The organism is Geofilum rhodophaeum, assembly GCF_002210225.1.
GTDB classification, from domain to species: Bacteria; Bacteroidota; Bacteroidia; order Bacteroidales; family Marinilabiliaceae; genus Geofilum; species Geofilum rhodophaeum.
The window spans coordinates 1-15,297 of record NZ_MWUJ01000022.1 but is presented as its reverse complement, the minus strand read 5'-3'; the positions used below and the strand labels follow the sequence as shown (position 1 = coordinate 15,297).

15 protein-coding genes and 1 tRNA gene are annotated in these 15,297 nt (G+C 44.1%); 13 read left to right on the top strand and 3 right to left on the bottom strand.

Going from position 1 to position 15,297, the window contains the following annotated elements; translation table 11 throughout:
• Nucleotides 1-54 precede the first annotated feature (54 nt).
• Nucleotides 55-756, bottom strand: a complete 702-nt coding sequence (locus B4W65_RS14785) for a response regulator transcription factor (RefSeq protein WP_088655949.1) — start codon at nucleotides 754-756, stop codon at nucleotides 55-57.
• A 20-nt stretch (nucleotides 757-776) separates the two neighbouring features.
• Complete coding sequence (locus tag B4W65_RS14780; RefSeq protein ID WP_088655948.1) at nucleotides 777-1,808, bottom strand: sensor histidine kinase; 1,032 nt, start codon at nucleotides 1,806-1,808, stop codon at nucleotides 777-779.
• Between the two features lie 240 nt (nucleotides 1,809-2,048).
• On the opposite strand from B4W65_RS14780, the gene B4W65_RS14775 reads away from it, so the two are divergent.
• The 4 genes from B4W65_RS14775 to B4W65_RS14760 all read left to right on the top strand — a co-directional run bounded on the left by B4W65_RS14775 (nucleotide 2,049) and on the right by B4W65_RS14760 (nucleotide 7,258).
• On the top strand, nucleotides 2,049-4,331 hold the full coding sequence (locus B4W65_RS14775) for an inorganic phosphate transporter (protein WP_088655947.1): 2,283 nt from the start codon (nucleotides 2,049-2,051) through the stop codon (nucleotides 4,329-4,331).
• 137 nt (nucleotides 4,332-4,468) lie between these two features.
• The gene (locus B4W65_RS14770) at nucleotides 4,469-5,584 is read left to right on the top strand and encodes a hypothetical protein (RefSeq protein WP_088655946.1); all 1,116 of its coding nucleotides are present in this window, start codon (nucleotides 4,469-4,471) and stop codon (nucleotides 5,582-5,584) included.
• 24 nt (nucleotides 5,585-5,608) lie between these two features.
• Entirely contained in the window at nucleotides 5,609-6,715 is a 1,107-nt protein-coding gene (locus B4W65_RS14765) for a hypothetical protein (protein ID WP_088655945.1), read from the top strand.
• Between the two features lie 120 nt (nucleotides 6,716-6,835).
• Complete coding sequence (locus B4W65_RS14760) at nucleotides 6,836-7,258, top strand: SPOR domain-containing protein (protein WP_088655944.1); 423 nt, start codon at nucleotides 6,836-6,838, stop codon at nucleotides 7,256-7,258.
• Nucleotide 7,259: 1 nt separating this feature from the next.
• Here the strand turns inward: B4W65_RS14760 and B4W65_RS14755 are convergent, their stop codons facing one another.
• Nucleotides 7,260-7,865: an HAD family hydrolase gene (locus tag B4W65_RS14755; protein WP_158522860.1), complete on the bottom strand. Its 606-nt coding sequence runs from the start codon at nucleotides 7,863-7,865 to the stop codon at nucleotides 7,260-7,262.
• A 118-nt stretch (nucleotides 7,866-7,983) separates the two neighbouring features.
• On the opposite strand from B4W65_RS14755, the gene B4W65_RS14750 reads away from it, so the two are divergent.
• From B4W65_RS14750 to B4W65_RS14710, 9 genes are all read left to right on the top strand, one after another.
• Nucleotides 7,984-8,058 (top strand) — tRNA-Ile (locus tag B4W65_RS14750).
• 113 nt (nucleotides 8,059-8,171) lie between these two features.
• Complete coding sequence (locus B4W65_RS14745) at nucleotides 8,172-9,137, top strand: hypothetical protein (RefSeq protein WP_088655942.1); 966 nt, start codon at nucleotides 8,172-8,174, stop codon at nucleotides 9,135-9,137.
• Nucleotides 9,138-9,236: 99 nt separating this feature from the next.
• On the top strand, nucleotides 9,237-9,620 hold the full coding sequence (locus B4W65_RS14740) for a helix-turn-helix domain-containing protein (protein ID WP_088655941.1): 384 nt from the start codon (nucleotides 9,237-9,239) through the stop codon (nucleotides 9,618-9,620).
• A gap of 54 nt (nucleotides 9,621-9,674) precedes the next feature.
• Nucleotides 9,675-10,658: an AAA family ATPase gene (locus B4W65_RS14735; protein ID WP_088655967.1), complete on the top strand. Its 984-nt coding sequence runs from the start codon at nucleotides 9,675-9,677 to the stop codon at nucleotides 10,656-10,658.
• Nucleotides 10,659-10,778: 120 nt separating this feature from the next.
• Nucleotides 10,779-11,648: a toprim domain-containing protein gene (locus B4W65_RS14730; RefSeq protein WP_088655940.1), complete on the top strand. Its 870-nt coding sequence runs from the start codon at nucleotides 10,779-10,781 to the stop codon at nucleotides 11,646-11,648.
• A gap of 170 nt (nucleotides 11,649-11,818) precedes the next feature.
• Nucleotides 11,819-12,412, top strand: a complete 594-nt coding sequence (locus B4W65_RS14725; protein ID WP_088655939.1) for a BfmA/BtgA family mobilization protein — start codon at nucleotides 11,819-11,821, stop codon at nucleotides 12,410-12,412.
• A 2-nt stretch (nucleotides 12,413-12,414) separates the two neighbouring features.
• The gene (locus tag B4W65_RS14720) at nucleotides 12,415-13,815 is read left to right on the top strand and encodes a DUF5712 family protein (protein ID WP_088655938.1); all 1,401 of its coding nucleotides are present in this window, start codon (nucleotides 12,415-12,417) and stop codon (nucleotides 13,813-13,815) included.
• A 12-nt stretch (nucleotides 13,816-13,827) separates the two neighbouring features.
• Complete coding sequence (locus B4W65_RS14715) at nucleotides 13,828-14,577, top strand: ParA family protein (RefSeq protein ID WP_088655937.1); 750 nt, start codon at nucleotides 13,828-13,830, stop codon at nucleotides 14,575-14,577.
• A 2-nt stretch (nucleotides 14,578-14,579) separates the two neighbouring features.
• Nucleotides 14,580-14,864, top strand: coding sequence for a hypothetical protein (locus tag B4W65_RS14710; RefSeq protein WP_088655936.1), 285 nt, complete (start codon nucleotides 14,580-14,582; stop codon nucleotides 14,862-14,864).
• Nucleotides 14,865-15,297: the final 433 nt, after the last annotated feature.

The following is a 15,297-nucleotide window of genomic DNA, read 5'->3' as shown; positions in this document are numbered from 1 at the left end:
AAAAAAACTTCTTCCTTTCGGCAATACCAACCCAAACAATAAATAGTTGGCTTCCTACTCCAAAAATTTATAGCCTACCCCCTTGATGGTGCGGATGTGGTCCTGACCGATTTTTTCGCGGAGTTTGCGGATGTGGACGTCGATGGTGCGATCGCCTACGATGATGTTATCGCCCCACACGGCGTTGTAAATCTCATCGCGGGTAAACACCTTATCGGGCTTAGAGGCCAACAAAAGCAAGAGTTCAAATTCTTTCTTAGGCAGATTGAGTTCCTGGTCCCTCAGCTGCACCACATAACGCTCCCTGTCGATGGTGAGCTCACCCATAACAATAAGGCCTTTGCCGCCATCGGCCTCTCCTTCGGAGGCCGGCCTGAAGCGCTTGAGCAGGGCACGTACGCGAGAGACGAGCACCTTGGGTTTGATGGGCTTGGCAATGTAATCGTCGGCGCCGGCCTCAAAGCCGGCGATTTGTGAATAGTCCTCCCCACGGGCGGTCAAAAAGGCTACGAGACTGTCTTGGAGTTGGGGCTGCTTCTTGATTTCCTCACAGGTTTCTATCCCGTCCATGCCGGGCATCATCACATCCAAAACAATCAAATGGGGCAATTGCTCCTGGGCCACTTTCAGGGCCTCACGACCGTTTTGGGCGGTTTGTACCTGAAATCCTTCCTTCTTGAGGTTGTAGGCCAAAAATTCGAGGATGTCGGGCTCGTCGTCTACGAGCAATATTTTATAGTTTTCGTTTTCTTGCATAAGGCATCATCTTTAGGGGTTTAACGGGCTTTTTCGAGGGTGAAGGTAAAAGAACTGCCCTTGCCGGGCGTACTGCTGACGTTTATGGTTTGTCCGTGTGCTTCTATAATGTGCTTAACAATGGCCAGTCCCAGTCCGGTACCGCCCTGCTCGCGCGAGCGACTCTTATCCACCCGGTAAAAACGCTCAAATATGCGGGGCAGCTCGGCGGCGGGGATGCCGACGCCGGAATCACGTACCTGCACCAACACCAGCTTGTCCATATCGTCGAAACTTACTGTGGCGTTGCCGCCCTCGTTGCTGTAATGAATGGCATTAACCACCAAATTGCTGAGCACCTGAAAGATGCGCTGCTTGTCGGCCAACACCATGGTGTGGCGATCGAGTGACTTACCAAAACGCAGGGCTACTTTACGATCGCGTGCCCGGATTTCCTGCAGCTCAAACACGTCTTCAATCAGCTGGTAGAGGTTGAAGACCTCTTTTTCCATCTCCAGTTCGCCGGATTCGAGCTTGGCAATGGCTTCCAAATCACTGATGATGGAAATCATGCGGTCGATGCTCTTCTCGGTCCGCTCCAAATAAAGCTTGTTGATGTTGGGGTCCTCGAGTCCCCCGTCGAGCAGGGTCATGATGTAACCCTGAATATTGAAGATGGGTGTTTTGAGCTCGTGCGACACATTACCAAGGTACTCTTTGCGGTACTGCTCGAGCTGTCGCAGCTGCTGTACTTCCTGAATCTGTCCCTTCATCCACTCTCCCACCTCACGGTTCACTTCCGAAAACACATCTTCCTTCAGCGCCGATACGCTCTTTAAAGAGGGCTTGAAGTTATGAATGGTCTTGTAAATGGGCTTTATTTTAGCGTAGATGAAGGCATTGATGAAATAGTTCACCAGGTAGAAGATCAGCACGGTAAAAACCGGAATACTGATGAGCAAGGCCAACCATCCGTTGTCGAACAAAGTGCTTACCAACAAAAAGGCGATGGCCAACACCAAAAAACTGAGGGTGATGTATCCGGCAATGCGCTGCGGTGCGACGGGTTTCATTTACTAGTGTTTCTTTTAATTCCTGATACGAACAAAATTAAACCAAAAAAGCATGTCTTCTGTACTTTGTTCAACTGGCCAAGCATGTTAAGTCTGTGTAAACAGACTAATATCCTGAATACAAACTTAATGAAAAAACAAGATGAAGGGGCATGCACAAAATTATAACCTAAACTTAACATTAAACCGTTTCATTCTGAACTTTCGAAAGCTTATTTTTGAGGACTAAATTGCATTGGAATGTCTGTACTCCTTGGCCTTGTTGTGCTATTGCTGATTCTTTTAGCAGCCTACCACCTGGTGGTGGGGGTGTCCAACGATGCCGTCAACTTCCTGAACTCGGCCATGGGTTCGCGGGTAGCCAAGCGCAAAACCATTCTCTGGGTTTCGAGTGTCGGACTGCTGGTGGGGGTTTTCTTTTCGGGGGGTATGATGGAGGTGGCGCGCAGTGGGGTCATTCATCCCGAACATTTTATGCTGCACGAATTGCTCATCATTTTTGTGGGTGTAATTTTGGCCAACATCCTGCTGATAGATGCCTACAACACCATTGGTTTCCCCACTTCGACCACGCTGGCCCTGGTATTTGGCTTACTCGGCGGAGCCCTGGCCATTATGCTGGGTCGCAGCGGAACGGGCGACCATTATGCCCGACTGATCAATGCCGACGGCATCTTTCTGATTTTTGCCGGTATACTTATCTCCATTTTTCTGGCTTTTCTTTTGGGCGCGGCGGCGCAATTCTTCACCCGTCTGGTTTTTTCTTTCCGCCATACCGGTCGCTACCGCCTGCTGTTTGCCCTCTTTGGCGCCCTGGCCATCACCACCCTGCTCTTTATGGTACTCAAAAAAGGGATGGGCGGCATTTTCTTTGAAGAGAACTTTATGAGTATTGGCGCCCTGGGCAGCTGGACCCTGTTGGGGGCCAGCTTTGTTGTTGCTTTTTCTCTTCTGTACGGACTGGCCATGCTTTTTCACCTGGACATTCCACGACTGGTGGTGATTTTTGGCACCTTTGCCCTGGCGCTTTCATTTGCCGCCAACGATCTGGTTAATTTCATAGGGCTTCCGCTCACAGGCATCGAGAGCCTGAAGGTATTCAGTAAAACACCGGAAGCAGTTTACGATGCTTTTCCCCTGACTTTCCTGACCAACGACTGGATACGCGCCCACTATTTTACCGATTGGGTATATATGTCCTTTTTTGCGGCAGCCGCCCTGGTCATGATCCTCACCCTGTTTCGCTCGCGCAAATTGCAGTCGGTCACCGAAACAGAGGTCTACCTGGGTCGCCAGACGGCCGGCCGTGAGCATTTTGAGCCTTCTCCGCTCTCGCGCAAGATGGTGCGCAGCTTTCTCACTATGTATGAGAAAACTACAGCCCGTCTCCCCCGGGGACTTCACCAATTTGTGTCTGCTCGCTTTTCGGCCCCGCCGCAACTTGAGCTTGAGCGACCTGGCCAGGGCAATGAAGTAACTTCCTTCGACATGGTGCGCGCTTCGGTGAACCTGGTCATCGCAAGCCTGTTGATTTCCCTGGGCACCTATTTGCGTTTCCCGCTTTCGACCACCTTCGTGGTATTTATGGTGGCTATGGGGACTTCCTTCGCCGATCAGGCCTGGGGCAGAGAAAGTGCGGTTTACCGCTTGGCCGGCGTATTGTCCATTCTGGGGGGCTGGTTCATAACGGCTTGTGCAGCCTTTTTAGGGGCCTTTGTCTTTAGTCTGGCCCTGTTTTACGGCGGATGGCCCGTGGCCCTGTTGCTGACCGCTGCAGTAGCCGTGATGCTTTGGCGCACCGGACGCTACCACCGCGAAAAGGTGCGGCGCGACAAATTGCGACATGAAAGTTTCCGCCACGAGAAAATGGAGGGCATCGGTTGGCTGCGCGAAACCGGCAGAGAAAAAATTCGCAGGCAGCTCCTGGAGATTTCAAAAATCTATTTCATGCTGATCAATGGCCTCATTAAGGAAGATCACAGGCAGGTCAGGGAGGCCATGGATAAAAGCGGCGATCTGCAGGAGGCACTCAAAAGCTACAAAACCGAATTATTCAGGGCCTACAGCAAACTGCCGGCTGAGGTTCAGGATACGGGCCATCTCTTTGTTCAAGCCCTCGACTATTTGAGCGAACTGGCCAACACCTTAGTTATTATAGGTCCACCCATATTCAGACACCTCGACAATCAGCACAGGGGACTCACTACGGCCCAGCAACAAGATTTGAATACGGTGTTGGAAGAACTCTCGGCCTTTATTCACTTTTTGGTACACTACGAAAAGGAAAAACGCTTCGACGCCCTGGGTGAACTGAAAAACAAACAAAGCACCCTGATGCAATTATTGGAGGATTTCAGGCTGGACCAGCTCCGGCGCATTCGCGACGGAGAGGGGCGCACCCGGGTCAATGTCATTTACATGGAGGTGCTGGGAGAAAGTAAAAACATTTTGTTGTACGGCTACAACGTGTTTCAATCGCTGCGCGACTTTTACCTGCAAACACCAGCGGCTCCACGTACATAAAGCGGGCGACCAGGCCGGTATTTTAGCCGAAAAACAGAACTTTTAAACAATAATTTCGTAACACAGCCCGGGCGTGGACTGCACCCGGGTGTTTGACCTGCCTTTAAGCACAACCCAAATTTTAACAAAAAATCATTATGCAAAAGCTTTACAATCCTTACTTCTATAGTGTTTTGGGCGCTTTTTTGTTTCTTCTGCTGACGACCTCCTGCGGCGGTGATTCAAAAAATGAAATTGTTCACGAAGACCTTCCGGGCTTGTGGGTTTTAAAGGAAACGATCTACAACCCCATTAATAACGAAGTCCCTGCAGGGGAAGGTGAAGAAAACAACGAATCGGAAGGAGAAGAAAACACCGCTACAGAAGGAGAAGGTGACTCCACCGACTCCGGCGCTCCTTCCGGAGCCCCTGCTCTGGATGCCGAGCCGGGGGAGGAAGACGGCTCTCAGGTATATCCTGATGAAGAAGGGCAACAGCCCTATCTGCGTTTGGGAACCAACAGCTTCGACTTTTTTGAAGTGAGCAGCACCGACACCCTCTTTCACTACGCTGACCGGCCCTATTCGAACAGCAGCACCGAAATCAATTTTGATATTGCCAGCAGCAGCTTGCTGACGGTGGGCTACAGCATCGAACGCAAAACCCTCTATTTGATCAGACTAACCGAGCAATTCGAGATTGTGCATATCTTCGAAAAAATGAATTCCGATCCCTTTGTCGAAGAGGAAGAAGAGGATGGTGAGGTTCCTGAGCTGCCCGAAAACAATTGTTCGGCCAACCACAACCCCGAAGCTGTGCCGGGCAGTACAGCCAATCCTTACCTGCTGACTTTGGGCAAAGACACCACGGTACACCTTAGTCCAACAAGCGCCGACAACGGCTATGAAGCAAGATTTTATATGGAAGTAAAAACCGCCAAACCCTACCGCATCAGCATCAGTGGTTTTTCTTCCGATTCCGGATTCACCAATGTTTTATCTCCATTCCGCTATTTTGAATTGAGCGCGTCTGAGGGTTATGCCTCCGAATACCATCTTTTTACTCCCCTGCGCATCAATGAAGAGGATGCGGCAGGAAAATCCGCCGATGTGTATCCGGTAACTTCCTGTCTCTACGTAAAACTGTTCTCTTATGTCGATGACTTAAGCGTAAGCCTTCGGGTGGAGCCACTCTTCGAGGAAGAAGAGGAAGCTGCTGATGAGGGGGAAGAAGCTGCCGATGAGGGGGAAGAAGCCGGTACGCCGGAAGCCTAAGCACTTAATTATAAGAATAAAACTATGTCAACAAAATCGATTTTCACTTTCCAAATAATTGCAGGTGTACTGTTGCTGTCCCTGCTGGTTTTTGGCTGCAGCGGCAGCGATAGCGAAAAAACCCCCATCCCTTTGGAGGGCCTCTGGGCAATTACCGACACCCTGACAATTACAATGCCGGAAGAAGAGGAGCCTGCTGTTGAGGAGCCCACAGAGGAGGATTCTGCCGAGGGAGAAGAAACAACTGAGGGAGAAGAAGGAACGCCCCAGGGGGCTGCCCCATTAAAAAACGGGGAAAACGAGCAGACCGGGGAAACGGAAGAATCCACCCGGGAATTGGAAGACGGCACCTACCTCGACCTGAAGAGCACTACTTACAGCTATTTTTCGCGCAGCGAGGGCGTGGAACAAGGTTTATCCAGCGGCAGCTACCTGCGAAAGGGGAGTGAGCTGACCTTTATTGCGGCCAGCGAGGACACCACAACAGCGGAAATATTGCTGCTGAGTGCAACTGGTCTGAAACTGGAAATTACAATTGGCGAGAAGCTGCAGGAATGGACGCTGGAACGCATTGAACTGAACAACATACCCGAGGAAGAAGAGGAAGAAGACCCGGAAGACGGAAAAAGTGAATATGTAGATTATGAAGCAGAGTTCCACGATCCGGAAGCACCGGAAGGCAGCCTGCTCAACCCACTCGGTATAACAGAAGAAGATCTTAATCAGAATCTGGAAGCTACCCTGGAATACCCCGAAACGCTCGGCAATCCACCATTGGCTGAAAGCTATTACTTTTTAAAAACAGACACGGCGGCCTCCTACCGACTCACCATTACTGTCCTGGAAGCCAGTTACGACCATCAGCTGCTCCCCCAGGAATTTATGCGCTATGTGCAGCTTTGGGTGGCTACCCGCCCCGACAGCGAGCACTTTGAAGCGGACAGCAGGCGTATTGAGGAAGGCCAGGAGGATGAAGCTTTTGTTTATGAGGGTTTGAAAACGCCCAGCGGCTTTCTGTATCTGCGCCTTGTCAGCTTGCAAGAGGGCATACGCTATCAATTGAAGCTCGAAAAAGAAGAAGTAGAGCAGGAAGAGACCGAACCTGGTGAAGGAGACTCAGGCGAGGTCTAAACCCGAAGCCGCCATGGTTTTCATTCAGGTAAAACTGTGCCGAACCGTTCAAAAACTTGACTTTTACAGAAAATTTATTCTATCTTGCACTTTATTACTGCTTAAAAGAATAAAAAGCTGATGAAACGTATTTTTTTAATGAGTGCTGTAGTCCTGTTTTTAGGTGCAGCCTGTAAAGAAAAAAAGCAAGCCCCGCCACCTCCGCCACCGGCACCAAAAGCTGAGGTGGTTGCTGAACCTCAGGATACCGTGGAGGTCGCCCCTGTGCAGGAAGAAGTGGTTTATGCCGAACCTGTTGAACCAGACAAATATTTTCTGATTTCAGGAAGTTTTCAGGAATACGCCAATGCCGAAAAATACCAAAAGGAATTGGCCAACCAAGGCTTCAGTTCAGAGATTATTCACCGCCAACATGGCCCCAATAACGAGTTCTACAGGGTTTCTTACCAAGCGTACAGCTCGTGGAAGGAAGCACTCAACAACCTCGAAGCCGAGCGAAACACCCCCGGCAAGGAAGGGGTCTGGCTCTTGGTAAAGAAATAAACTACCAGTTTTGAAAATATTCTGCAGGCTCCAGACCCGGCTCAATCAGCAGGGTTTGGAGCCTGAGTTTTTGTGCCGCTTGCACATTGTCGGCCAGGTCATCGACAAAGAGCGTCTCTTCTGGCTTTAAGCTGCTTTGCTGCAACACCTTCTGATAAATCTCCAACTCGGGCTTTCGCGTTCCCAGGTGATGCGAATAATAGGCCTTCTCAAAAAGACCGCTAAACTTCTCATAACCGGGCGCCATTTTCTCGAAACAAGCCTCATGCAAGGCATTGGTGTTGCTGAGCACAAACAGCCGGTACCGCTCTCCCAGCTTCTCGAGCATGCGCAAACGTCTTTCGGGAATACCCAGCAACATTGCATTCCAGGCTTCCACAATGGCCGCCTTGCTCACTGCCGGCGCCAGGCGCTGCAATTCACCCAAAAAAGTTTCGGTATCGATGGCCCCCACTTCGTAGCGACGCAAAAGCCGACTCTTCAAATAACCATTCTCCAACTCCACCGCCCTTTCGCCAAAGAAATGCTGAAAGGCGCGATGGGTAAGAGACATATCCAGGTCGACAAGCACCCCACCCAAATCGAATATAATGCTCTTCACTTCCATGCTGTTACAGACAAATTTCAGAAAAAAAGTCCTCAGGCCCTTTTCCCTTGTTTGATTTATGACTTTTCTTTGTATTTTTGCACACGCTTGGCAAAGATAGTACTTTGCAGTAAAAGCAGGGCCCATAGCTCAGTTGGTTAGTAGCACCTGACTCATAATCAGGGGGTCGCTGGTTCAAGCCCAGCTGGGCCCACCTTCATTTTAAGCCACTTACAGATATTTTTCTGTGGGTGGCTTTTTTGTTTCATACACATTTTGCTACACATTTCATAATTTCATCATTCTTTATACCTAAAAAGACCTACTATGAAAAAGCATGGAAACCAAATGCAATTTGCAGACATTCTAGCGAAACGAGATGACATTATTAAAGATAGTCTGCTTGCAGACCTATACTCGGACTATTATACAAGCATCGCAGGCTTTATAGAAAAATTGCCTGAAGAGTTGGACGTATATAAATCTATTGCGACCTCATGTCGAATCGATACTCGAGCATCATTGGGGATAAACACATCTACCACCATACTAACAGAGGAGGAGGAGCACAATGCAAAAGACCAGCTAACAACAAAGCTCATAGAACATTTAGACCTATCTATGGCAATTTACAAATTAGAGCTACTTTCAAAAGATCGACAAAAAGCCGAAATTAAATCTGAGGTAAATCATTTACTTTCAAAAATATACTACGAAAGGGCGTACAACGAAGGTATTCAAAGAAACATGTATTTAAACAGAATTCTAATTTATCTAGAATTCATATTTAAGCATCTGAAATTAGAAATTCATGAAGAAGAATCTCGCTCAAGACAATTGCTCGCATTTGTCACCAAAAAAAAACTTACAAAAAAGGTAGACAATGAGAACTGGAAACTATTTGATATTTGGATGATAGGCATAGAGGATAAACTGCGAAAGTTAAATTATGAGAATGTAGTTGATAAGTTCCTTGTTGAAAACGATTTTATAAAAAAAACTGCCAATGGATATGAATGGAAATATTTTCCAGGTACTGCAAAAAATAAAATCTATACAGCATTCTTAATTCAATGTGAGCAAAGAGGCTTTATTGCGCTGGATGGTTATAAAGCTCCAATACTGACCAAAATAATTGAGAACACATTCAATAAAAAATTAGGATCAGTTACCGCTGTACAAAAAGGTGAAATCCAAAAAATGCGTGATTGTATGTCACGGGAGCATGCCTATGCCAATGAATTTAGATTAATGCCAACGATAAAGTTAGCATCCGTCATATCGTCATTTTGATGAGTTTAATGACGATGATGATAATCACTCCCTAATTCCTTTTTACAATTGCAGAAGAAAATCAAAAGAAATCGAAATAAAACTAAAAACACTTCTGCTATGGAATTAAACTTCGAAAGAATTCAACAAAAGGAACAGCATGCCAATCTTTTCAATCTAGGGCTATTACATGAAAAAGTTGACTTTCTAATTAAAGAGCTATCCAGTATCGGGAATAAACTTGGTCAAGTGGACCAAAAGCCAGCTCAAGAAGAAAATGACGTAATTCAAGTAAAAGAAGCTGCTAAACTAATAGGCAGATCGGAATCGACTGTCTACATCAAGGCTTCAAAAAAGGAACTGCCCTGCTGGAACGACGGGGGCCGTTTGTGGTTCAGCCGAAAAGATTTAACTGCCTGGCTGTTGGCAAACAAGGGACAAGACAAAATTGAGAACCCAAAATCTAAAATGAAAAGTCTAAGGACTAAATATGCAAAAAAATAGGAGCTGGTATCTCAGCTCCAGCTCCTATTTATCAATTTCTTAATAATATATATCATGACAAATTTACGAAAAAATTTGAATGGAGGAATCATATCCCAGAATTCTAAAGTTTTTTTTAATTCCTCGCTGAAAACAGCCCAGGAATTAGCAAATGATGGAGCCAAACTTGAACCAATCAAATCCATCTGGGGAACCTATATTCTGGAAAACTCATTAGTCCATAATCCAAGTGAACGTGGTACCGGAAAAACACTTCTAAGTCTGCAGCTATGTCTTGCAATTTCATCAGGTTGGAAGACCTTCTGTGGTGAGCAAATAGAAGTCCATGGAAATACACTGCTTCTGAATTTTGAGCTAAATGAACATGTCATTAAGCGCAGAATGGATCATCTTTTCAGAAATCCCCCGGAAGAAATCAATCAGACAGCGCATCAGGCAAGAGTTTATACCTCGCGGCATAGTTTTCTGGAAGAATTACCAGAAATCAATTCCATGGTAGAAGAATTCAAACCAGTGGTAATATTCATTGATAATTTTCGGTTAGCCTTTTTAGAGTCTGATGGCAACTCAAACAAGGATGTGGCGCAGGCAATGAATCAAATCTTATCACTGCGAGACCTACACAACTGCAGCATTGTACTAGTCGATCACACTAGAAAAAACACACGAAGTCAGTCCACCGAATCAGATCTGCAAAGTGGAGCAGGCTCGAAAAGTGATTTAGCTGATGGTGACTATTTTCTCCGCCGATCTAGTAAAAATGAAGCGTTCAGGATTCTAAAGCGGTCAAAATCGCGAAACTGTGCAGATCAAATAGGAGCTAAATTGTTAAGATTCAATCCAGATACTTTATGGTTTGAAGTAGAGGAAGAATGCGTCAATGAGGCTTTGCACCTAGGAAATGGGGTTAATGTTGCGACTGATGAAAAGAAAGAAATCGCAAAAGACCTGTATGAAAAGGGGCAGTCAATGGAACAAATTGCAACAACTTTTGGCGTTTCCAAAAGCACCATATCTCGCTGGTTAAAAGAAGACTAATCATGATGAAATTCATGAAACATTCAAAAAGTTGCGTTCCGTTCCCTTTGTTCCACAAGTCCTGTTTGTTGCAAAAGTTGCACCTGTTCCATTTGTTCCAATTTCAAAAAGTAAAACACCATGAACTGTCAGAAAGCAAAAACTATTCAAATAGCAGGTTACCTGAGTTCACTAGGATTCAAGCCTACGCGGATAGTGAATAATAACTATTGGTTTAAGAGCATGATCAGAGAGAATGAATTGCAAGCCTCGCTCAAAGTGGATATCCAGCAGAATTGCTGGTATGACCACGGCCTGGGTGAAGGAGGTAATATTCTGGACTTGGTTATGAAAATGCACGGGATGGAGTGTGTTTCTCAAGCCCTGAAAAAATTAGAGGAAAAATGTATCCCTTCTTCTTTCTCTTTTCATCAGCATGAGAAGATTTTGCTAAAGAAGAGGACCGACAAAATACAAAAGATTGATTGCCTTAACAACAAAGCTCTTTTGGAATACATCCAGAATCACCGAAGGATCAACATCAATACTGCACGAAAATATTGTTCGGCGATCTATTACAGTAGAAACCAGAAACAGTATTTCGCAATTGGTTTTAAGAATGACCTGGGAGGGTGGGAATTAAGAAACAAATACTGGAAGGGTTGTATTGGCTCAAAAGCAATATCCACAATCCTAAAAGGCAATGTATCCTGTTCTGTATTCGAGGGCTTCATTGATTTTCTTTCTTACCTGCAGCTCTATCCTGAACAAGAAGACAACTGTGATTTCATCATTCTCAATTCACTTTCCAACACTAAAGGTTTGTTATCAATTATTGGAAAATTTGATTCGGTTAACCTCTTTCTTGATAATGACAAAGCAGGGAAAAATGCCACTCAGGAACTAATTAAAACAGCCTCCAATACAGTCGATCAATCACATTTATTTAAGCCCTTCAAAGACCTTAATGAATACCTGATAAATCGGATTATAAAGAGAGATTATGGATAGGCAAGCGGCAACAGTAAAACTGTTGATTTAAAGAAGGCTTTACTTGCGTAAAGTATTGGTTAATATACCCTTGCAAAACACAATATATATTTCCCCCTTGAGTCCAACATATTAAAACAAACTTAACAGGCTAATAAACAACCAAGTAATTAATACTAACTCATATTACTATGAACACTACTCTAACGACAACTAATATTGGTAAGTCGGAGCTAAAATCGCTTCGCTCTTTAGCCCAAAAGCACAACCTGAAACAAGTGGATTTTATAAACCACGCTATTGCCTATTTCAAAAAAACGGGCATCAATCCGGCAGATGAAATATATTCTCCCCGGGAAGAAATTAGCAAACTCAGCCATCGGGTAGATCAGGTAATTCGATTTATAAAAACCCAAGAAGAGAAGAAGTTGACTCCTTTGCTAGATGAACTCATTCTAATAAGTCGTAAACTCAACGGGCAAATGGAAAACCAAGTCACTTTGGAGCACATCAATCACATATTAAAAGCACAGAAAGTGATTTTAGATTACTCAAAATCGAATCGAGAGGTTACAATAGAAGCGTTTGATAGAACTCAGAAAACTATGACTGTCTTACCTTCAAGAATTGAGGAAATAAAACAGATCCTGGCTATTTCGAAAGAACTGCACGACATCCTATACCAGTCTTTAATGAATCGTTCAAACATTAAAGGCTTCAGGTATGAAGACATTCAGAAATTCCAGCAAACAATAGAACGCTATAATAACACCATAGGAGAGTAGCTATGCCGTACGTAAAATTTGATACTCCTTCTGATTCCAATAAAACCTCACCAGGGGGATTTATTGCATACATGGAAAAAGAGGATAAGGAGAAAGGCATCGATAAAGAGTTCTGGTTCAATGAAAGTGAGGATTACATTCCTTCATACAGAATAATGGCAGATATCGATAACCAGAAAGGCTTAGGGAAGGAAGAGTTCCGTTATTATACCGGGTCAATAAGTTTCTCTGAAGAAGAGTTGGCTTATCTAGACAACGATTACAAAAAACTCAAACAGTTTGGCAAAGCTTTCATTAATGAGTACGCAGAAAATTTCAACAAAGGATTATCACCTTCAGATGTACGCCTCTATTTAAAGCTGGAATCAGACCGATATTATAAGGGTTCAGATCCGGAGGTGCTGAATGGGAAAAGGCAATCAGGAGAAAAAAAATCAGGCTCCAATACACATTTCCACTTCATCGTAGGAAGGAAAAGTACAGATGAGAAAAAAAAGCTTTCCCCGCTAAGCAATCATATCAACACTAGGACGGGTGCAGTAACTGGAGGCTTTTCAAGAGACCAGCTTAAAGAAAGATCTGAACGCCTTTTTGATATAATGTTTAAATACAATCGGCCACTAGAACAGACCTATCAGCATCTAAGAGAAACAAGTCCCAATAAAGAACCCAGACAGCGAATTAGCGCTGTAACAGAGGCTGCCGATAAGTCCCAATCGATCCTAAAATATGACCTCCTTTCAAGAGAAGAAAAAGAAAAAAAACTAAGCGTATTCATCAACTTCATGCAGCATAATAATAAGCTTGGATTCAATATAAAGATTGATCAACAAGCGCTATTAAATGAAGCAAAGGCTAGAAACTACAATGGGAATATTTACAAAGCGCTACTTAATATGAACTCTCGTCTAAAGAACGGATTTCAGGTTTCCGGTGATATAACCCCATACATTCTTAATTATGCCAGGTTTGTTGATAAGCCTTATGGCCAGCTCCCAGATAGCTTGAAAGAAGATCGTTTTATGAGATTAGCGCAAATCATCAACCAAAAATTGCCCCCTGACAATAAACTTAATTCCTCAAAGCTATATGATCTGGAAAAACAAAACCATTTGAACGGAAATATTTACAGAGCAATGGGAGAGTTAAACAAACTGATCCGTGATGGAAAATCAGTACCCAACGCCCAAGATGTAGTTATGGATTTAATAAAACGCACACCGAATACTTCAATTTCCAATAACAACTCAATTGAAACCAAACACGGTATCTCCAACAATTCAATTTCCTCCCTGGTAGATAATCTAACATCTGGAAATCCTAACATGGCATCTTCGCCAGAAGGAAACGAAGAAAGGGAGAAGAGGAAAAAGAGAAAAAAACGACAAAGACCCACATTGTAAATTCAATATAAAATGGCAAAAATAATAAGCATTATTAATCAGAAAGGAGGAGTTGGAAAAACTACCACTTCCGTTTCTCTTTCATCAGCTTTGAGCAAAAAGGGATATAAAGTTTTATTGGTAGATCTTGATGCTCAACAGAACGCTACCACTTCATTAGGAGTCATAGAGCCTGGAATTAATGTTTACTCTGTGCTCAAAGGCCAAGTAAAACTAGACTTCATCGAGGTCTCTGAAAATCTTTACTTGTTGCCATCATCTTTGGATCTGGCCGCTTTTGAGCTAGAAATGGCCCTTGAACCAGGAAAAGAGTACCTACTAAAAGAATCATTGCTACCAGCCACAAGTCACATTGACTATATCATTATCGATTGTTCCCCAAATTTAGGACTGTTGACAATTAATGCTTTGACTGCAAGTGATTACTATGTTTGTCCGGTTCTACCCCATCATTTAAGTATTTCTGGATTCAGCACCTTAATACAGGTGGTGGACAAAGTCCGAAAACGCTTAAATCCTGGACTGGAACTAGCTGGTATCGTCATGACTCAGTTCAATAGGCATAAAGTTCTACATAGAGATACGGCAGAAGTAATAAAAAGCCATTTTGGGAACAAGCTATTCACAAGTACTATTCCGGAGAACATTGCGCTAGCCGAAGCCCCATCTTCTGGAAAACCAATTTTCGACTACGCCCCACAATCTAACGGAGCGATTGAATATATGAAACTTACTGAGGAGCTTCTCAACTTAAACCTGTAACTATGGCAAAGAAGAATTTCAAAAGCGGTATGGACCTTTTGCTTCAGGGCAGTAAAGACCAAATCAACGCAGAAGAGAAAACAGTAAAAGACACGAGTCAATCTCATAATACAAAAGCAACGTACTATTTCAATACCGAAACTTTACAATCAATTAAAGCCATTGCCTATTACGAGAGGATAACCATTGGGGAAGTGATTGACCTAGCACTTAGAAAACATGCTCAAATCTATGAGCATCTGGATTCAGCTAAAAAACAGTATGCTCAGGGGCGAACCAATAGATGACCTTTTCTATTATCAGCCATACTAACTGGTCCTACCATATCAACCATACGATATGGTCCTACCATATCGTATGGTAAAAAAAGAGTGTTTTGCAATTAAGAAACACTATATATTCATCGTATTACTTATAACAGTTCAAAATGTGCCACTCGTTTCGGCTAAAATGAGCAGACAAAAATGGCACAAGTCGATATAGTCAGAGGTTAAAAAGTTTCATCAATTAAGTTCGTAAAACTTAGTTTTATAAAACAAATAACTGTACCAAAAAACGCCCAGCTGTAGGCCTATTTTTTCACCGGTTACCTGGTACCAGGAATCAAAACTTTCGGAAAATTTCAAGAGGGGTTTAAGTGGGTGAATATCAAGGGAAATTCAGAGCCTATAAGTACGAATATGATAAATAGGAAATGGTTGTGTAAATTAAACTGTGTCA